Annotated in this window: 18 protein-coding genes; 9 read left to right on the top strand and 9 right to left on the bottom strand. The window is 63.7% G+C overall.

Annotated features, from left to right (window positions below; genetic code table 11):
• Window positions 1-42: 42 nt before the first annotated feature.
• From AAFO90_RS11910 to AAFO90_RS11900, 3 genes are all read right to left on the bottom strand, one after another.
• Window positions 43-990, bottom strand: a complete 948-nt coding sequence (locus AAFO90_RS11910) for a sterol desaturase family protein (protein WP_347509556.1) — start codon at window positions 988-990, stop codon at window positions 43-45.
• A 13-nt stretch (window positions 991-1,003) separates the two neighbouring features.
• A complete protein-coding gene (locus AAFO90_RS11905) occupies window positions 1,004-1,390 on the bottom strand; it encodes a hypothetical protein (protein ID WP_065272492.1) in 387 nt (128 codons plus the stop codon).
• Window positions 1,391-1,499: 109 nt separating this feature from the next.
• On the bottom strand, window positions 1,500-2,063 hold the full coding sequence (locus AAFO90_RS11900; RefSeq protein ID WP_197492318.1) for a TlpA disulfide reductase family protein: 564 nt from the start codon (window positions 2,061-2,063) through the stop codon (window positions 1,500-1,502).
• A gap of 20 nt (window positions 2,064-2,083) precedes the next feature.
• Here AAFO90_RS11900 and argH point away from each other — a divergent pair, with 20 nt between their 5' ends.
• Together argH and AAFO90_RS11890 are read left to right on the top strand one after the other, a co-directional pair.
• Window positions 2,084-3,478, top strand: coding sequence for an argininosuccinate lyase (gene argH / locus AAFO90_RS11895; protein ID WP_347509555.1), 1,395 nt, complete (start codon window positions 2,084-2,086; stop codon window positions 3,476-3,478).
• 99 nt (window positions 3,479-3,577) lie between these two features.
• On the top strand, window positions 3,578-3,754 hold the full coding sequence (locus tag AAFO90_RS11890) for a hypothetical protein (protein WP_274827590.1): 177 nt from the start codon (window positions 3,578-3,580) through the stop codon (window positions 3,752-3,754).
• Between the two features lie 168 nt (window positions 3,755-3,922).
• On the opposite strand, the gene AAFO90_RS11885 is transcribed toward AAFO90_RS11890, so the two are convergent.
• Complete coding sequence (locus tag AAFO90_RS11885) at window positions 3,923-4,816, bottom strand: SDR family oxidoreductase (protein ID WP_347509554.1); 894 nt, start codon at window positions 4,814-4,816, stop codon at window positions 3,923-3,925.
• Window positions 4,817-4,957: 141 nt separating this feature from the next.
• On the opposite strand from AAFO90_RS11885, the gene AAFO90_RS11880 reads away from it, so the two are divergent.
• The 3 genes from AAFO90_RS11880 (at window position 4,958) to AAFO90_RS11870 (ending at window position 9,600) form a co-directional block, all read left to right on the top strand.
• Entirely contained in the window at window positions 4,958-5,545 is a 588-nt protein-coding gene (locus AAFO90_RS11880; protein WP_065272495.1) for a TetR/AcrR family transcriptional regulator, read from the top strand.
• Window positions 5,546-5,619: 74 nt separating this feature from the next.
• Complete coding sequence (gene lysA, locus AAFO90_RS11875) at window positions 5,620-6,885, top strand: diaminopimelate decarboxylase (RefSeq protein ID WP_274827592.1); 1,266 nt, start codon at window positions 5,620-5,622, stop codon at window positions 6,883-6,885.
• Between the two features lie 75 nt (window positions 6,886-6,960).
• Window positions 6,961-9,600: a TIGR02302 family protein gene (locus AAFO90_RS11870; RefSeq protein ID WP_347509553.1), complete on the top strand. Its 2,640-nt coding sequence runs from the start codon at window positions 6,961-6,963 to the stop codon at window positions 9,598-9,600.
• A gap of 102 nt (window positions 9,601-9,702) precedes the next feature.
• Here the strand turns inward: AAFO90_RS11870 and AAFO90_RS11865 are convergent, their stop codons facing one another.
• Window positions 9,703-10,638, bottom strand: a complete 936-nt coding sequence (locus AAFO90_RS11865) for a zinc-ribbon domain-containing protein (protein WP_347509552.1) — start codon at window positions 10,636-10,638, stop codon at window positions 9,703-9,705.
• A 205-nt stretch (window positions 10,639-10,843) separates the two neighbouring features.
• Here AAFO90_RS11865 and AAFO90_RS11860 point away from each other — a divergent pair, with 205 nt between their 5' ends.
• Genes AAFO90_RS11860 through AAFO90_RS11845 form a run of 4 tightly spaced genes read left to right on the top strand, consistent with a single transcriptional unit; the run spans window position 10,844 to window position 13,758 of the window.
• Entirely contained in the window at window positions 10,844-11,521 is a 678-nt protein-coding gene (locus AAFO90_RS11860) for an ATP-binding cassette domain-containing protein (RefSeq protein WP_065273706.1), read from the top strand.
• Window positions 11,518-12,429, top strand: coding sequence for a cell division protein FtsX (locus AAFO90_RS11855; RefSeq protein ID WP_347509551.1), 912 nt, complete (start codon window positions 11,518-11,520; stop codon window positions 12,427-12,429). Before AAFO90_RS11860 ends, AAFO90_RS11855 begins: the two co-directional genes overlap by 4 nt.
• Window positions 12,426-13,175: a lysophospholipid acyltransferase family protein gene (locus AAFO90_RS11850; RefSeq protein ID WP_347509550.1), complete on the top strand. Its 750-nt coding sequence runs from the start codon at window positions 12,426-12,428 to the stop codon at window positions 13,173-13,175. Before AAFO90_RS11855 ends, AAFO90_RS11850 begins: the two co-directional genes overlap by 4 nt.
• Window positions 13,153-13,758 carry a pyridoxamine 5'-phosphate oxidase family protein gene (locus AAFO90_RS11845; protein WP_347509549.1) on the top strand — a complete coding sequence of 202 codons (606 nt, stop codon included), beginning with the start codon at window positions 13,153-13,155 and terminating at the stop codon, window positions 13,756-13,758. The genes AAFO90_RS11850 and AAFO90_RS11845 overlap by 23 nt, the downstream gene beginning before the upstream one ends.
• Before the next feature lie 82 nt (window positions 13,759-13,840).
• On the opposite strand, the gene AAFO90_RS11840 is transcribed toward AAFO90_RS11845, so the two are convergent.
• The 4 genes from AAFO90_RS11840 to odhB form a co-directional block, all read right to left on the bottom strand.
• Entirely contained in the window at window positions 13,841-14,368 is a 528-nt protein-coding gene (locus AAFO90_RS11840) for a hypothetical protein (protein ID WP_347509548.1), read from the bottom strand.
• A 54-nt stretch (window positions 14,369-14,422) separates the two neighbouring features.
• On the bottom strand, window positions 14,423-15,817 hold the full coding sequence (gene lpdA / locus AAFO90_RS11835) for a dihydrolipoyl dehydrogenase (protein ID WP_347509547.1): 1,395 nt from the start codon (window positions 15,815-15,817) through the stop codon (window positions 14,423-14,425).
• Between the two features lie 96 nt (window positions 15,818-15,913).
• The gene (locus AAFO90_RS11830; protein ID WP_347509546.1) at window positions 15,914-16,303 is read right to left on the bottom strand and encodes an MAPEG family protein; all 390 of its coding nucleotides are present in this window, start codon (window positions 16,301-16,303) and stop codon (window positions 15,914-15,916) included.
• 102 nt (window positions 16,304-16,405) lie between these two features.
• Complete coding sequence (odhB, locus tag AAFO90_RS11825) at window positions 16,406-17,935, bottom strand: 2-oxoglutarate dehydrogenase complex dihydrolipoyllysine-residue succinyltransferase (RefSeq protein ID WP_347509545.1); 1,530 nt, start codon at window positions 17,933-17,935, stop codon at window positions 16,406-16,408.
• Window positions 17,936-17,943: the final 8 nt, after the last annotated feature.

Here is a 17,943-nt window from a genome sequence, read left to right as displayed (position 1 = left end):
AAACTTTAGGAAAAGTCGCATCTGATGTCGCGGCCCGGTCTGTCAGGTCGGGTCGGCTGGTTGTTCAAATCCCGGCGTGCCGCGGTCACCCGGGTTTCGGGCCAGGTATTTCGCCTTGATGGTTTCGCTGGTGTCGCGGCTGCCATCGTGGCTGTAGCCGGGCGGCGCCAGCGCATAAAGCAGCCGTTGTTTCAGGGTCAGGCCGGGCTGGGTCATGTCACGGAAAATCCCCACCCATTCGTGAAAGGCGACCCGTAGCGGATTGAAGGTGCCGATGTTGTGGACAAGGCCGTAATCGACGCGGTCGTTCTCCTGTTCAGGGACGAAGGTGCCGAACATCCGGTCCCAGATGATGAAGACGCCGGCATAATTACAGTCCAGATAGCGCGGGTTGCGGCCATGGTGAGCGCGGTGGTGGCTGGGGGTGTTCATCACTGCCTCGAACCAGCGGGGCATCTTGCCAATCGCTTCGGTGTGGATCCAGAACTGGTAGATCAGGTTGAGGCCACCGACGAACAGTACCAGCGCCGGGTGGAATCCCAGCAGCACCAGCGGCGCGCGCACCACCATCATGAAGGTGAAGGTGCCGGTCCAGGTCTGCCGCAGCGCGGTGGTCAGGTTGTAATGCTGGCTGGAGTGATGGTTCACATGACTGGCCCAGACCCAGCGTACCCTGTGGCCGAACCGGTGCACCCAGTAGTACCGCAGATCATCCAGCATGAAACAGACCAGCACCGCCCAGATAGACGTCCCCATATCAAGCGGCGTGAGCCGCCACAGAACCATGAAGAACGCCCAGGCGATGAAACCCAGCAGGATCCCTGCCGCGACGCTGCCCGCCCCCATGATCAGCGAGGTCAGCGCATCGCGGGTTTCATAACGACCGCCCCGGCCTTTGATCGCGATCCACAGGAACTCGGCCAGGATCGCCGCGATGAAAAACGGCACCGCATATTGAGTCACATCGGGGTAAGAGATCGGATCGCTCATCGGCGGGGTTCCTTCAGGACGGGATCATCATCTGTTGCCAGTCTGCGCGTTCGTGCGGCGCAAGAGAGAGCGAGACGCCCGGCGTGCCAAAATCGTGGAACTCCAGCCTGAGGCCGGTTCCGGTTTCAAAGACATCAAAATCAATCAGATGGCGCGCCACGGTGTCGGCGCCAAAGGCCCAGAGAAGGCCGGTTCCGCCTTCGGTCTGAACCAGCGCGGCGTGGCCGTTTTCGGCGATCAGCACCTGGTGGATCACATCATCGGGGAAATGGCGATGCCACTCGGCGCGGGCGTCCTCGACCGACAGCACCGTCTGCGCCGAGCGGCCCGACAGATGCAGGATCGCGGCGACCGCGCTGACGCCGCCGATAACCATGATCAGCAGGATCTCTAGTGGCATATGCTCCTCCCTGATCCCTACATTGGCGGACCGGGAAGGAGCCTGTCAAAGGTCGCGTGAGGTCAAGCCGTGATCGGGGCGCGGCCGGACCCGTTGCGGGATGCGCAGATCAATGCGTTGCAATCATCTCTTTGATGATCGCCTTGGCGCTGTCGCTGTTCCATTCCGCATCGCCCAGAAGGCGGGCAACCTCTTCGCCTTCGCGGTTGATCAGAACGGTGATGGGCAGGCCGATCACTGCCATGTTGCGGGCCAGCGCCTGTTTCGGATCGGTGTGGCGGGGCAGGCCGGTGATACCGTTTTCCTCGAAGAACTTGACGATACCAGCAGGGGAATTGCGCCCGGTGGCGATGGTCAGAACCTCGAAGTCCTCGCCGCCGAACTCTTCCTGCAACTCGGCGATTTGCGGCATTTCCTTGCGGCAGGGGGCACACCAGGTCGCCCAGAAGTTCAGCAGAACGATCTTGCCCTGATAATCGGTCAGCGTGGCGGTGCCGCCATCGTTTTCCAGAAAGAACTCCGCGTCAGAGACGGGGCGCGGCTCGGAATGGACGACCAGCCGTTTCAGACTGTCGGCGCGCAGCGCCTCCAGCGTCGCGACATCTGCGGCGAAGGCGGCATTTGCACCCAAGGCAAGGGCCATATAAAGGGTGAGGTGACGAAACAGACGCATGTTATCTCCGGGGTTCAGCCATGACAGATCAATCCTCAAACCAGATGTGGGGCGGCCGCTTTGCCGCTGGCCCTGACGCGATCATGGAGGCAATTAATGCCTCGATCGGGTTTGACAAGCGTATGGCAGCCCAGGACATCGCAGGCTCAAGAGCCCATGCCGCCATGCTGGCCGCGACAGGCGTCATTACGGATAACGACGCCGAGGCCATTCGGGAAGGGCTACTCACGGTCTTGTCAGAGATCGAAAGCGGCAGCTTCCAGTTCTCTACCGCGCTGGAAGACATCCATATGAACGTCGAAGCGCGCCTGAAAGAGGTGATCGGAGAGCCCGCCGGGCGTCTGCACACCGGCCGGTCGCGCAATGATCAGGTGGCGACCGATTTCAAACTCTGGGTGCGCGATCAGTTCGACGCTGCCGAAAAAGGCCTGCTGGCGCTGATCAAGGCGCTGGTAGATCAGGCCGAGGCAGGCGCCGACTGGGTGATGCCCGGCTTTACCCACCTGCAGACCGCGCAGCCGGTGACCTGGGGCCATCACATGATGGCCTATGTGGAAATGTTCGGCCGCGATCTGTCCCGCGTGCGTGATGCCCGCGCCCGGATGAACGAATCGCCCCTGGGTGCGGCGGCGCTGGCTGGCACCTCCTTCCCCATCGACCGTGACATGACCGCATCGGCGCTGGGCTTTGACCGTCCTGCGGCAAACTCGCTCGATGCCGTGTCGGATCGCGATTTCGCGCTGGAGTTCCTGAGCACCGCATCGATCTGCGCCGTGCACCTCAGCCGTTTTGCCGAAGAGCTGGTGATCTGGTCCTCGGCCCAGTTCCGCTTCGTGACGCTCTCGGATCGCTTCTCCACCGGCTCCTCGATCATGCCGCAGAAGAAGAATCCCGACGCCGCCGAGCTGATCCGCGCCAAGGTGGGCCGGATCTTCGGCGCCAATACCGCGCTGATGATGGTGATGAAGGGCCTGCCGCTCGCCTATTCCAAGGATATGCAGGAAGACAAGGAACAGGTCTTTGATGCAGCCGACAACTGGATGCTGGCGCTGGCTGCGATGGAAGGCATGGTCAAGGATATGACTGGCAACCGCGAGTCGCTGGCTGCCGCCGCAGGTTCGGGTTTCTCCACCGCCACCGATCTGGCCGACTGGATGGTGCGGGTGCTGAAGGTGCCCTTCCGCGATGCCCACCATGTCACCGGCGCCTTGGTCGCAATGGCCGAGGGCCGTGGCTGCGATCTGCCTGACCTCAGCCTTGAGGACATGCAGGGCGTGCACGACGGCATCACCGAGGATATCTTCACCGTTCTGGGAGTCGAAAACTCGGTCAACTCGCGCATGTCCTATGGTGGCACCGCGCCCGCGCAGGTACGCGCGCAGGTGAAGCGCTGGAAAGAGATCCTGGCGGGCTAAGCAGCCATTCGCCGAGATCCTGTGGCGGGGGCGCTTGTGATTGGCCAGCGCCCCGCCCATATTGAATGAATACCCACCCGAGCTGAGGGCTTCACTCTGATGCGCGTTCTTGTTGTTCTTTTCGTCGCTGCCACAACACTCGCGGCCTGTGGCGTGGATGGAGAACCGGTGCGCCCCACACTCAATGCCGGGGTCGGGGTCTCTACCAGCGGTGTCCATGCCGGGGGCAGTGTGGGTGTGCAGCAGGGACCGTTCAGCCTTCTTCTGGGCTTCTGATGCCTTCTCGCGCGGCCTGCGCCGTCCTCTGGCTGCCGGTCGTGATCGCTTTGGCGGGATGTGAGCCGCTGGCCTCTGAACGCACTGCGGGTACCGCAAGCGGTAGCTCTGCGTCTCAGACACCCGGGTCGGGTGTGACAGTTTCGGGGTACGCCCGGGTTGGCGTTTCTATCGGGAACTGAACGCCGAAACCTTTGTCCCGGCACGATTTGAACAAATCCCAGCATAGTGATCGCCCAGCGACCGGCTGCCATATTGCGGTCCGATGGCGTCCTGCTGGCAGGAGGTCAGGAAAAACTCGAACGGCCCCCAGACATGACGCGGGGTGCAACGTTTCATCACTGATAGGGCCGCATGGCCCAGCCACAGTGGCAGGTGGGTAATCCGGGCGGGTTTACCGAGGGCGTCAAAGGCCAGTTCTGCGATCTGATCGAGGCTCAGCACCTGGGGCCCGCCGATCTCCACATCCGCCTCCCCGGCTTCGATGGCATCAAGAATGGCACAGGACAGATCGCGGGCATGAATCGGGTTGATCCGCTCCGAACCGTCACCGATTAGCCAGACCCGGCCCTTTTTCGCCATCGACAGGATCTCTTCCATATCGGCAAAGAACCCGTTGGGGCGGATGACGCACGCCTGCAGCGGGGCGGTTTGCAGCACGCCGACGAACCGCGATTTGGCCGCCACTAGATCAGAGGTGGGGGTGCCCCGGGTCAGCACATGCACATAGGCAAACTGACCGACCCCGGCGTTCACCGCCTCTTTCAGCAGGTTGAGGTTGGCCTGATAATCCACATCCAGATAGGTCACACGGTCGGTCTGCCGGGTCAGCCCCAAGGCCGAGACAACGAGTTCCACCCCATCCATAAGTCCGCTGAGGCTGGCCGGGTCGGTGGCCTCTGCGGTGACGATTTCAACACCTCGGGGAAACCCGGACGTATCCGAGCCGGACCGGACCAGTGCCCGCACGGAGTAGCCCCGGGCCGACAGTTGCGCCACCAGATGGCGCCCCAGATGGCCAGTTGCACCGGCGACAAATGCAATCTTCTGATTTTCACTCATTGACACTAATCCATTTTTGACCAATTGGTCAGATATAGCGCGCTATCTAGGGGCCGCATGACTGACCCGCAAGTCATTTATATGCCGGGACAGGTCAACCCCGCTATGCATTCCGTGCAATCAGGCCCAAAAGGAACGGCAATGCCGAAGATCGTCGACAAGGATAAAATGAGGGCTGAGATCCTCGAGGCGGCGATGATGTGTTTTGCGCGCACGGGCTATCAGGCCACCAAAATGACCGATATTGCCAGGGCCGCGGGCGTGGCCAAGGGCACGCTCTATCTTTATTGCGACGGCAAGGATGACCTCATCCTGAGCTTGATCGGGCAATATTTCGACGGGCTGAGGGGCCAGATCACCCTGCTGCCCGCCCCGCAGACGCTTGAGCTTTATCTGGATGGCCTGCGCCAGACGGTGATCCTGGCGCAGCGTGATATGACATCGCTGATCTTTGAAGTGCTGGGACCGGGGTTCAAGGATCCCCGTGCCGTAGAGATCATCGACGGGTTTTTCGATTGGCTGGCCCGGCACTGGGCAGAACATTTCGCAGACCTTGCCGAAGCGCAGGAAATCCGCGCCGACTGCGATCCGATGGCGCTGGCGCGGGCGGTGATCGCGATGCTGGACGGGGTTTTCCTGCATCTGAGCCTGTTCGATGCGGGGTCCAAGATCGCCACCCTGCGGCGCGAGACCGCCTTTACCATGATCGCATCGGGGCTGCGGGGATAAACGCGCAGTGGACAGCGCTGTAGCAGGACAAATTCCATTGATCCGGCGGCCTCTTTTGGTCTAATCGCCAAGACATGGATCATTTTCTTTACCGCGATGGCGCGCTCTGCGCCGAGGACGTTCCGGTGGCTGAAATCGCCGCCGCCGTAGGCACGCCGTTCTATGTCTATTCCACCGCGACGCTGCTCAGGCATTTCCGCCTGTTCGACGAGGCGCTGGAAGGCACGGAGCATCTGGTCTGTTTTGCGATGAAGGCGGCCAGCAACCAGGCCATCCTGCAGACGCTGGCGCAGGCGGGCGCGGGCATGGATGTGGTCAGTCAGGGCGAATACCTGCGGGCCAAGGCGGCTGGTGTGCCTGGCGACAAGATCGTCTTTTCCGGCGTTGGCAAAACGGCCGAGGAAATCCGCTGCGCCCTGTCCGGTGGCATCCGCCAGTTCAACGTGGAATCCGAGCCCGAGATGGAGGTGATCAACGCGGTTGCGCTGGAACTTGGCACGCGCGCCCCGATCACCATCCGCATCAACCCCGATGTCGATGCAAAGACCCACGCCAAGATCGCCACCGGAAAATCCGAGAACAAATTCGGCATCCCGATTTCCCGCGCCAGCGAGGTCTATGCCCATGCCGCCAGCCTGCCGGGGCTGGAGGTGATCGGGATCGACGTGCATATCGGCTCGCAGCTGACCGAGCTGGCCCCGTTCGAGGCCGCCTATCAGAAGGTTGCGGAGCTGACCGAAACCCTGCGCGCCGAAGGTCATGATATCCGCCGCCTCGATCTGGGGGGTGGGCTTGGCATTCCCTATACCCGCTCGAACGAGGCGCCGCCGCTGCCGGTGGAGTATGGCGCCCTGATCAAGCGTACGCTGGGCCACCTCGGCTGCGAGATCGAGATCGAACCGGGTCGCCTGATCGCGGGCAATGCCGGGCTGATGGTCAGCAAGGTGATTTATGTGAAATCCGGCGAGGGCCGTGATTTCCTGATCATTGACGGCGCCATGAACGATCTGATCCGCCCCGCCATGTACGAGGCGCATCACGATATCGTGCCGGTGATCGAGCCGGAGCCGGGCGTCGAAAGCCAGCCTTATGATATCGTCGGGCCGGTCTGCGAATCCGGCGATACCTTTGCCAAGCAGCGCGATATGCCGCCGCTGGCTGCCGGGGATCTGATCGCCTTCCGCAGCGCCGGAGCCTATGGCGCGGTGATGTCGAGCGAATACAACTCGCGCCCCCTGATCCCCGAGGTACTGGTGCATGGGGATCAATTCGCGGTTATTCGCCGACGTCCGACCTTTGACGAAATGATAAACCGCGATACCATTCCGGAATGGCTCTGATCGCGGCTGCGGACTTTTCGCGGTCGGGGCACCCCCGCAACCGCGCCCGCACCCGCGCAGAGAGGCATCGCCGAAATGGCCGCATCCGACGCTGCATTCCCCAAGGCTGACCCGCGTCTGAAACCGCTGCGCTGGCCCCTGCGCCTAACGCGGGCGGGCATGATCGCGGAGCAGCTGCTGCGCGCCCTTTGGCCTGCGGCCTCCGTGCTGATGCTGGCGCTGGCGGCGGTGATGCTGGGGCTGCACGATGAATTACCGGTCGAACTGGTCTGGTCTGGTGCCGTGCTCAGCGCGCTAGCGCTTGGGCTGGCGCTCATCTGGGGCATCAAACGGTTTTCCTGGCCAAGCCATGCGTCGGCGCTGGCGCGGCTGGACGCAACCCTGCCGGGGCGACCAGTCAGCGCGCTTCTGGATAGTCAGGCGATTGGCGCTTCCGACCCGGCCTCGGCGGCCCTATGGCAGGCGCATCAGCAGCGCATGGCGACAGCGGCGCGGCAGGCCCGCGCGCCCTCTCCAAATCTGAAAATCGCAGCGGCGGATCCCTTTGCCCTGCGGTATATGGCGCTGCTGGCGCTGGTAGTGGCGCTGGTCTTTGGCTCGTTCTGGCGGGTCAGCAGCCTCAGTGGCATGACGCCCGGCGCAGCCTCGGCGATGAACGGGCCGACCTGGGAAGGCTGGATCGCACCGCCGCGCTATACCGGCTTGCCGGTTCTTTACCTAAACGATCAGCCCGAAGGGGCGCTGACCCTGCCCGAGGGCAGTCAGATTACCCTGCGGTTCTATGGTGAGATCGGCGCATTGACGCTGGATGAAACCGTTTCCGCCCGCACAGGCGAACTGCCCCCGGCGACCGATCCGCAGCAGGAATTCGAGGTCCGTCAGGAAGGTCAGCTAGCCATCGCCGGGCAGGGTGGGCGCGATTGGCTGGTCTCGGTGACGCCGGATGCACCGCCTGCAGTTGCGGTGGCGGGCGCGCCGGATCTAGGCCCCGAAGGTGCGCTGAACCTGCCATTCGCGGCGCAGGATGATTACGGCGTCGTCGGCGGAACCGTGCGGATTTCTCTGGACCTTGCGGCGCTGGACCGGCGGCACGGGCTGCAGATCGCCCCGGACCCGCGCGAGGATATCGTACTGGACCTGCCGCTGCCTCTCACCGGCGGGCGCAGCGATTTTACCGAACGCCTGATCGAGGATTTCTCGCAGCATCCCTGGGCCAATTTGCCGGTCACTTATACCTTCACCGCGCAGGACGCGGCGGGGCAGAGCGGCACAGCGGCTCCATTTGGCGCGCCGCTGACAGCGCGGCGCTTTTTTGATCCGCTGGCCGCCTCGGTGGCCGAGCAGCGCCGTGATATCCTCTGGGCGCGGGCCAATGCGCCGCGGGTGGCGCAGATCCTGCGGGCGGTGTCGCATCGCCCCGATGGGATTTTCCGCGATGCGGGCAGCTATCTGCGCCTGCGTGGCATTCTGCGGCGGCTGGAAAGCCATCTGGCCGAGGGTGCGCTCACGGCTCCTGCGCAGGCAGACATCGCGGCGGCGCTGTGGGATCTGGCCATCGCGCTGGAGGAAGGTGACGTGGGCGACGCGCTGGAGCGGATGAAACGCGCTCAGGAGCGGCTGAGCCAGGCCATGCGCGAAGGCGCCAGCGATCAGGAGATCGCCCGGCTGATGCAGGAGCTGCGCGAAGCAACCGACGATTACCTGCGACAGCTGCAACGGCAGGCTGAACAGGATGGCGAGATGATGGAACCGGGTGAGATGCCCGAGGACATGATGCAGCTCAACCAGGACGACCTGCAGGCGATGATGGACCGCATTCAGGAACTGATGGAACAGGGCCGCATGGCCGAGGCCGAGCAGGCCCTGCGCGAATTCCAGCAGATGATGGAAAACATGCGCATGACCCGCGGCCAGCAAGGCCAGCAGGGCGGTGATCAGGGACGGCAGGCCATGGAGGGTCTGGCCGAGACCCTGCGCGAACAGCAGGGCCTCTCCGATCAGGCCTTCCGCGATTTGCAGGAACAGTTCAACAGCGATGCACAGCGCGGTCAAAGCCAGGGCAACGAGGGCCGCAACGGCGGTCAGGGCCGTGGACAGAGCCACGATGGAACCGGCGGTACCGGTGAGGGTGGCGAACAATCCGGCCAGCAGCAGGGTGGCGGCGGCGATCCGGGACAAAGCCAGCCGGGGCAGGGCGGCTCTGGCGCGGATGGCAATCCCAGCGCGGGGGATCTGGCTCAGCGTCAGCAGGCCCTGCGGAACGAGCTGGAACGTCAGCGCGACGGGCTGCCCTTTGGGGGCGAGGAAGGGCGCAATGCCCGCGATGCGCTGGATCGGGCAGGCCGCGCCATGGAGGGTGCCGAAGAGTCGTTGCGGAACGGCGATCTGGCCGAGGCCATCGACCAGCAATCCGATGCGATGGAGGCCCTGCGCGAAGGCATGCGCTCGCTTGGCGAGGCTATGGCACAGCGCCAGCAGCCGGGACAGAACCAGGGACAGCAGGGACAGGCCCAGCCCAATGGCTCGGCCGAGGGGCTGGATCCGCTGGGACGCGCCAGCGGCATGGACAATGGCGACAGAGGTGCGGTTCCGGACCGGGGTTCGGCGCATGGCCGGGCCTGGGATCTGTTGGAGGAAATCCGTCGCCGGTCGCAGGATCGCAGCCGTAGCGAGGAAGAGCGCAACTATCTGCAGCGGCTGTTCGACCGGTTCTGAAGCGGCTAGGGGGGGAATTGAGACCCTATGCACGGCATTCCCTAAGGAAATGACGGTCTCAAACGCAGTTGATCAATGCGCCTGCTGGACCAGCAGCGGTGATCAGGGCTGCGGTGTTTGCAGCGCCTTGACCTGCGCATCCAGCCACAGCCGCGCCTGATCGACCCAGGTGACATAGCTGCTGAGGTAAGGATCGGCCTGCGGTACCGCCTCGGCGATCTTGGCGGCGTTGGTGTAGATCATCATCAGGATCAACGCGAGCAGGATGGTCAGCGCAAAACCGCGTGCAAAGCCGCTTTTGCGTGGTACTGGCGTGTCCTCGGCTGCGGCCTGAACGGCGGCGGCATCCCCGGCGCGCAGGGTCGAGTTGATCTCTTCGATATCCGGCAGCACGCCCCGGCGTTGTCCGCTGGCTTCGGCTGCCAGTTGACGCGGGTCCTGCCCCTTGATCCGGGCCATCCGGTCCTTGGCCTGACGGGCGCGCAGGGCCTGTTCGTTTTCGGGCAGATCATCCAGACCCAGATTGGGCTGGCTCTCCAGCCCCTGTGCAGGCGCAGAGGCCGCGCGGAGGGAGGCTTCGCGCTCTGCCTCTTCGCGCAGGATGTCCGATAGCGCCGGGTCCAGGCCCCGCTGCCGCCGCGCGGCGCGTTCGGCTTCGTCGTCCATGTCAGGGGCGGGGGCAGGCTCTTCCGGCTCGTCCTCTTCCTCGGCTGGCAGCTCCTCGGAGGTGGTCAGATCCTCTGCCTCCTCGGGTATCTGCTCTTCTTCAACATGGGGAGCGTGTTCTGGGGGAGGTGTTTCCTCGGCTGCGGCCTCTGATGTGATGGCTTCTTCTGTGGCGACCTGTTCGGATACCTCTGGTCTGCCCTCAGGCTCTGGGGCTGTGTCCTCGGCCACAGGGGGCTCTGCGCTGGCGCCTGCAGCGGGTTGGAACCAGGTGGTGCCGCAGCTGGAGCACTGAACATCGCGTCCTTCTTCCGGGATAACGTCATCCGGCACTTCGTACTGGGCAGCGCAATTCGGACATGTCAGGCGCATTCTCGGTCTCCTTGGACCCGGAGTCTTCCGGGTGCAATTCAGCGGTATTTTCAAATGACCATAGGGAGTTCGGGGCCATCAAGGAAGGGGCAATTGCGCGGGGCGCCGCGCACGCGGGCGTGACCGGCGGCGCCCGCACGGCTGCGGGCCATTGAAACTGGCGGTGCTCTGGGGCAAAACGAGCAAGCAGCACCAGGGGGACGCCGTGATCGAGCTGGACAACGTAGGCTACAATTATGGCGGCGGAGAGCTGCTGAGCAATCTGTCGATGCAGCTGGCGCCGGGATCCTTCCATTTCCTGACTGGTCCTTCGGGCACCGGCAAGACGACCCTGCTGAAGCTTTGCTATGGCGCGCTGACCCCGACCTCGGGGCGGGTGCGCGTCTTCAACATGGATGTCAAAGGGCTGGACCGCGACCAGATGGCCTTTCTGCGCCGCAGGGTCGGCGTGGTGCATCAGGATTGCCGGTTTCTGGACCACCTGCCGGTGATCGAGAATATCGCTCTCCCGCTGACCGTCTCGGGGCGGGATCTGGGGCAGGAGCAGGCGAACCTGCGCGAATTGCTGAACTGGGTCGGACTTGCGGAACGTTCGGATGCGCTGCCGCCAGAGCTGTCCGGCGGCGAACGCCAGCGCGCGGCTCTGGCGCGGTCGGTGATCCTGTCGCCGGATGTGATCATCGCCGACGAGCCGACTGGGAACGTCGATTGGGAAATGTCGCAACGGCTGCTGCAATTGCTGGTCGAGCTGAACCGCATGGGCAAGACCATCCTTGTGGCAACCCATGACCTGTCGCTGATCCGGGCGGCCAAGAACCAGGTTCAGGCCCGGGTGCTGAGGATTTACGACAAACAGCTGCATCTTGCGGGAGCGGATCTATGAGCAGGGACGGCTTTGGCGGGCGCCTGCGGGCGCTGATCAGCGGCGATGCACAGGCCGACCGGGTGGTGCCCCCCAGTGGCTTCACGGCGCAGCTGACCCTGTTTGCCGCGGGCGCGATGGCGTTTCTGGCGGTCTTTGCGCTGGCGCTGTCGCTGGCCTCGGGGCGGCTGGCGGATCGCTGGGCGGATGAACTGGCCCGCGCCGCGACCCTGCGCATCAATGCTCCCGCCGAACAGCGTGCCGCCCAGACCGAGGCGGCCCTCACCATTTTGCGGCAGACGCCGGGCGTGGCCTCGGCACGCGCCTTTACCCCCGAGGAACAGGCGGCGCTGCTGGCGCCCTGGTTCGGCGCCTCGGTGCCGATTGATGCGCTACCGGTGCCGCAGCTGATCGAAGTGATCGAGGATGATCCCGGCTATGATGCCACAGGGCTGCGCCTGCGCCTGCAGGCCGAGGTGCCCGGTGCGGTGCTGGACGATCATACCCGCTGGCGTGCGCCGCTGGTGGATGCGGCGCAATCGCTGCGGCGTCTGGCGGTGGTGTCGATCCTGCTGATCGGTGGCGCCATGGGAGCGATGATCTCGCTTGCGGCCAATGCGGCGCTTGCGGCCAATGCCCAGGTGATCGAAGTGCTGCGCCTTGTCGGCGCGCAGGACAGCTATATCGCGCAGGCCTTTATCCGCCGCTTTACCCTGCGGGCCTTCAGCGGCGCGATTGTGGGGATGGGATTTGGCATGCTGGGCGTCTGGCTGATGCCGGCCGCCTCGGACGAGGGCGGCTTTCTGACCGGGCTTGGCTTTCAGGGCTGGGGCTGGCTGCTGCCGCTGGTCATTCCGGTGCTGGGGGCGCTGGTGGCCTATGTGGCGACGACCCGCGCGGCCAACAAACGTCTGGGAGAATTGACGTGAAGGATGCAATTCAATGGCTGCGCTCGCTGCTGTTCGTGGGCCAGATCTATCTGATGATGCCGGTGATTGGCCTTGCCTTTGCGCCCTGGGCGATCTTCAGCAAGCGCGGCGCGCGCGTCTGCTGCAAGACCTATTCGCGCTGGGTGTTCTGGAGCGCCCGCTGGATGGTCGGTATCCGCTGCGAGGTGCGCGGCACCCCGCCATCGGGTGAAGCGCTGATCGCGGCCAAGCATCAGTCGTTCCTTGATATCATGATGATCTTCACCGCGCTGCCGACGGCCAAGTTCATCATGAAAAAGGAAATCCTGCGCACTCCTGTGATCGGTCAATACGCCAAGCTGTTGGACTGTGTGGCGGTGGACCGGGGCAAGCGCGGCGCCGCCATCCAGAAGATGGTTGCCGACGTGCATGCCGGGCGGCAGGAGGCGGGCCAGTTGGTGATCTATTCGCAAGGCACCCGCGTGGCCCCGGGCGTGAAGGCCGAGTATAAGGTCGGCACCGGCGTGCTCTACGAACAGCTGCAGCAAACCTGCGTGCCGGTGGCCACCAACGTTGGTGTGTTATGGCCGCGCAAGGGTATTATGCGCCGCCCCGGCGTTGCAGTGGTGGAGTTCCTGGGCCCGATCGAACCGGGGCTGGAGCGGCAGGAATTCATGAAGATATTGGAAGAACGGGTCGAAGAGCGATCCGATGCATTGATGCGCGAAGCGGGGTTTGAACCGGATGGATTACATCGAAACACTTGAAGATCTGGAGGCGCTTTACGGGGAACCGGGAGCGCCTTCTTTACGAAAAGTGGCGCGTCGGATGACGCCGCTCTATCGCAAATGGATCATGGCCTCGCGCCTGTGTGTGCTTTCCACTGTCGGCCCCGAAGGCACCGATGCCAGCCCGCGCGGCGACGATGGCCCCTGCGTGCTGGAGCTGGACCCCGGCACCCTGGCGCTGCCCGATTGGCGCGGCAACCAGCGGATCGATTCACTTCGCAATATCGTGCGCGATCCGCGGGTATCTCTGATGTTCTTTGTGCCGGGGTCCAACAACGTGGTGCGTCTCAATGGTCAGGCACGGATCGCCGCCGACAAAGCCCTGCGCGCCCGGTTTGACAGGCAGGGCAAACAGCCCGCCACGGTTCTGGTGATCGCCATCGACGAGATCTACAGCCAATGCGCCCGCGCCCTGATGCGGGCGGGAACCTGGACGGCAGGCGATCAAAGCCAAGACCTGCCCACCATGGGAGAGATCCTTGCCGAGCAGACAAATGGCGAGGAGGGTGGCAAACCCTATGACGACGCCTGGGGCGCACGGGCTGCAAAGACCATGTGGTGAGAGGCTGTGTTCTGTTCCAACGCGAAACAACACAGTCCGGCTAGATGTCCAAGAGGCTTGGGCTCGAACTGACAAGCGTGGCTTAGCTGTCGGGCTGCGGTGCCCTGATCCAGAGCCAACTGCTGTCCCCGTCTGGATTATCCGGAAAGGCCGCAAAGAACACGCCCCAGCGCGCAAGGGAACCGCGCGGCCCAGTCAGCCATCCCTTTGAGACGCTATTTCCTCCGACGGCCGCATCCGGATCCACCGGCAGATCGGGCAATGCACTTGGAACAATGGTTTCTAGCCTTGTCAGCACGTCTTCGGCCTCTGGTCGGCTAAGTGCATGCGGAGCATGAGCTTCGATAGTGCACTTGGCTTTCTCGAGCCGCAGGAAAACACCAGTTGTCGGGTCGATCCATACCACATCCCTAAATCCATCCAACACATCTACAAGACCGTAGTCGTCTGGGGTGCCGAAATCGCGATCAAAATGGCGTGCAACGCAGATCTCTTTGAACAGCATGGTAATCCGCTCAGTGCGGCTTGGCCCCGGCCACAAGGTAGAAGCCGCGGCGAAGCCGAAGGTAAATCCGATGACTACAATAGGGGCAAGAATACGAAGCTTCAAAATCAATTCCAGATAGGCTTCGCCCCGGCAAGAAAACCGGAGCGAAGAAAGAGTTTAGCTGTGGATCGCGCCGTCGCCGCAGGCGAGCGCCGCTTCGCGCACGGCTTCGGAATAGGTCGGGTGCGCGTGGCAGGTGAGGGCCAGATCCTCGGCAGAGGCGCCGAATTCCATGGCAACGCAGATCTCGTGAATCAGATCACCGGCGCCGGGGCCGATGATGGCTGCGCCCAGAATGCGGTCGGTTTCCTTGTCCGCGATCAGTTTGACGAAACCTTCGCCCTGGTGCACGGCCTTGGCGCGGCCATTGCCCATGAAGTTGAACTTGCCGACCTTCAGCTTGCGGCCTTCGGCCTTGAGCGCGTCCTCGGTGGCGCCGACGGTGGCAACCTCGGGCGTGGTGTAGACGACGCCGGGGATGACGCCATAGTTCACGTGGCCATGCTTGCCCGCGATCACCTCGGCCACCGCCATGCCTTCGTCCTCTGCCTTGTGGGCCAGCATCGGGCCCTCGATTACGTCGCCGATGGCGTAGATGCCCGGCAGGCTGGTGGCCCATTTCGCATCGGTCGCGATCTGACCACGTTCGGTCAGTTTGACTCCCAGCGCATCAAGGCCTAGCCCCTCGGCATAGGGTTTGCGGCCGGTTGCAACCAGCACCACATCGGCGTCCAGAACCTCGGCATCGCCGCCTTTTTTCGGCTGGTAAGTCACCTTGCCCTTGGTCTTGGTGGTCTCGACGCCCTGAACGGCGGCGCCCATGATGAAGTTGAGGCCCTGCTTTTCAAGGATCCGCTTGAAGGTACGCTGCACGTCCTTGTCCATGCCGGGGCAGACCGCGTCCATGTACTCGACGACGGTCACCTCCGAGCCAAGGCGGGCATAGACCGAGCCAAGCTCCAGCCCGATGACGCCCGCACCGATGACGACCATCTTCTTCGGCACCTTGGGCAGCTCCAGCGCGCCGGTGCTGTCCACCACGATGCCCTTGTCGTTGTCCACGGTCACACCGGGCAGCGAGGAGGGCACGGAGCCAGAGGCGATCACGATATTCTTGGCTTCATGCACATCGTCGCCAACCTTGACCTGACCGGCAGCGGGGATCGACGCCCAGCCTTTCAGCCAGTCGATCTTGTTCTTCTTCATAAGGAATTCGACGCCACCGGTGTTCTGGCCGATGACATCGTCCTTGTAGGCCTTCATCTGGTTCCAGTCGACGGAGGGGCTTTTGCCCTTCAGACCCATCTTGGCAAAGTTGTGCTCTGCCTCGTGCAGGGAGTGCGTCGCATGCAGCAGCGCCTTGGACGGAATGCAACCCACGTTGAGGCAGGTGCCGCCAAGGGTTTCACGCCCTTCGACGATAGCGGTCTTCAGACCCAGCTGGGCGCAGCGGATGGCGCTGACATAGCCGCCGGGGCCGGCGCCGATGATGATCACGTCATAGGAAGCCATGGGAGGTCCTTTCGTTGGAACTAAGGAGAGGGCAGGGGCGATGGTCATGCACCGCCAGCGGCCCGTATGCGGGAATATGAGGAGGAGCGCCGCGCATCAGATCAGCGCCGCGATCAGCATGAGGGTGGTGGCCAGGAAGCCGACCGACCAGACGACCGACCGCCAGGGCGTGAGGCCGAATGCATAGGCGGGCACGTACAGAACCCGGCTCAGCACATAGACCCAGCCGCAGGCGGCGGTGAAGGGGGTGGACTGGCCGCCAAGGGTCACCACCACACATGCGATGGTGAAGAGGATCAGCCCTTCGAAGTGATTGTTCAGCGCCCGTTGTAGGCGGCCTGCCGTGCCGGTCAGTTGCACCGGCGTGTCACGCGGCCCCATTGCTACCTTGGGGCCGACCTGCCGGTTGGCGGTGATGGAATAGACGAAGAACTGCAGAACCTGCAGCAGGGCGGCAAGTGTGAGGGCGGTGAGTTCAGCGGTCATTCCTAGCCTCTTCGTTTGCCCGGCAGTGCCGGGCAGCGCCCGACCCTCCCCACGGGAGGGCGCTTTCGCACCCACCCAGGGTCGGGCGCTGCCCTATGTTCTTTACAGATCCATCAGCAGGCGGCGGGGATCTTCCAGGGCTTCCTTGACGCGCACCAGGAAGGTCACGGCGCCTTTGCCGTCGACGATGCGGTGGTCATAGGACAGCGCCAGATACATCATCGGGCGGATTACCACCTCACCGTTGATGGCCATCGGACGGTCCTGGATCTTGTGCATGCCAAGGATACCCGACTGCGGCGGGTTCAGGATCGGCGAGGACATCAAGGAGCCATAGACACCACCGTTGGACAGGGTAAAGGTGCCGCCCTGCATTTCCGCCATCGACAACTTGCCGTCACGGGCGCGCTTGCCTTTTTCGGCGATTGCCTTTTCGATCTCGGCAAAGGACATGCTGTCCGCATCGCGAATGACCGGAACCACGAGGCCGGTGGGGGTACCGGCGGCAACGCCCATATGCACGAAGTTCTTGTAGACGATGTCGGTGCCGTCGATTTCGGCGTTGACCTCGGGAACTTCCTTCAGCGCGTGGCAGCAGGCCTTGGTGAAGAAGGACATGAAGCCGAGACGCACGCCGTGCTTCTTCTCGAACTGGTCCTTGTACTGATTGCGCAGGGCCATCACCTCGGTCATGTCCACCTCATTATAGGTGGTCAGCATGGCGGCGGTGTTCTGGCTGTCCTTCAGACGCTTGGCGATGGTCTGGCGCAGGCGGGTCATCTTCACCCGCTCTTCACGCGCAGCATCATCGGCAGCAACCGGCGCGCGCGGTGCGGCCGGGGCAGCAGCAGGCGCGGGGGCCGAGGCTGCGGCGGCCACGGCGCGGGCAACGTCATCCTTCATGATGCGGCCATCGCGGCCGGTGCCTTCGACATTGGCGGCGGAGATCCCGGCCTCGGCCATGGCCTTTTCCGCCGAGGGCGCATTGGCGACGTCCTTGGACGCGGCGGCAGGTGCCGCAGCAGCAGCGGGCGCAGCAGCCGGGGCCGCCGCTGCCGCTGCACCGGAGCCGGAGATCACGCCGAGTTTCGCCGAGGCATCCACGGTGGTGCCTTCGGGCGCGGTGATTTCGGCCAGAACGCCAGCGGCGGGCGCGGGCACTTCGACAGAGACCTTGTCGGTTTCCAGCTCACACAGCATTTCGTCCTGCGCGACGGTGTCGCCGACTTTCTTGAACCAGGTGGAGACGGTTGCCTCGGTCACGGATTCGCCCAGGGTCGGCACCATCACGTCGGTGGAGGCGCCGCCAGCCGCGGCGGTCTCATCCCCGCCTGCGGGGGCTGCTTCGGCCTGGGCTGCGGCCTTGGGCTGCGGCGTTTCGGAGCCGGCACTGCCTGCTTCGGAGATATTCGCCAGCAGCGCATCAACGCCCACTGTGTCGCCTTCGGCGGCAACGATCTCGGCCAGCACCCCAGCGGCGGGGGCGGGCACTTCGACGGTGACCTTGTCGGTCTCCAGCTCGCAGAGCATTTCATCGGCAGCAACCGCATCACCGGGTTTCTTGAACCAGGTGGCCACGGTTGCCTCGGTCACGGATTCACCCAGGGTGGGTACGCGCACTTCGGTGGTCATATCTCTTT

The organism is Phaeobacter sp. CAU 1743 (genome assembly GCF_039839315.1).
In the GTDB taxonomy this organism is placed as follows: Bacteria; Pseudomonadota; Alphaproteobacteria; order Rhodobacterales; family Rhodobacteraceae; genus Phycobacter; species Phycobacter gallaeciensis_A.
This window is presented reverse-complemented; position numbering and strand designations above follow the sequence as displayed.

Bases quoted from the DNA above. Each gene is read 5' to 3' on its own strand.
- AAFO90_RS11910 (WP_347509556.1), bottom strand. From the start codon at position 990: ATGAGCGATCCGATCTCTTACCCCGATGTGACTCAATATGCGGTGCCG.
- AAFO90_RS11905 (WP_065272492.1), bottom strand. From the start codon at position 1,390: ATGCCACTAGAGATCCTGCTGATCATGGTTATCGGCGGCGTCAGCGCG.
- AAFO90_RS11900 (WP_197492318.1), bottom strand. From the start codon at position 2,063: ATGCGTCTGTTTCGTCACCTCACCCTTTATATGGCCCTTGCCTTGGGT.
- argH (WP_347509555.1), top strand. From the start codon at position 2,084: ATGACAGATCAATCCTCAAACCAGATGTGGGGCGGCCGCTTTGCCGCT.
- AAFO90_RS11890 (WP_274827590.1), top strand. From the start codon at position 3,578: ATGCGCGTTCTTGTTGTTCTTTTCGTCGCTGCCACAACACTCGCGGCC.
- AAFO90_RS11885 (WP_347509554.1), bottom strand. From the start codon at position 4,816: ATGAGTGAAAATCAGAAGATTGCATTTGTCGCCGGTGCAACTGGCCAT.
- AAFO90_RS11880 (WP_065272495.1), top strand. From the start codon at position 4,958: ATGCCGAAGATCGTCGACAAGGATAAAATGAGGGCTGAGATCCTCGAG.
- lysA (WP_274827592.1), top strand. From the start codon at position 5,620: ATGGATCATTTTCTTTACCGCGATGGCGCGCTCTGCGCCGAGGACGTT.
- AAFO90_RS11870 (WP_347509553.1), top strand. From the start codon at position 6,961: ATGGCCGCATCCGACGCTGCATTCCCCAAGGCTGACCCGCGTCTGAAA.
- AAFO90_RS11865 (WP_347509552.1), bottom strand. From the start codon at position 10,638: ATGCGCCTGACATGTCCGAATTGCGCTGCCCAGTACGAAGTGCCGGAT.
- AAFO90_RS11855 (WP_347509551.1), top strand. From the start codon at position 11,518: ATGAGCAGGGACGGCTTTGGCGGGCGCCTGCGGGCGCTGATCAGCGGC.
- AAFO90_RS11845 (WP_347509549.1), top strand. From the start codon at position 13,153: ATGGATTACATCGAAACACTTGAAGATCTGGAGGCGCTTTACGGGGAA.
- lpdA (WP_347509547.1), bottom strand. From the start codon at position 15,817: ATGGCTTCCTATGACGTGATCATCATCGGCGCCGGCCCCGGCGGCTAT.
- AAFO90_RS11830 (WP_347509546.1), bottom strand. From the start codon at position 16,303: ATGACCGCTGAACTCACCGCCCTCACACTTGCCGCCCTGCTGCAGGTT.
- odhB (WP_347509545.1), bottom strand. From the start codon at position 17,935: ATGACCACCGAAGTGCGCGTACCCACCCTGGGTGAATCCGTGACCGAG.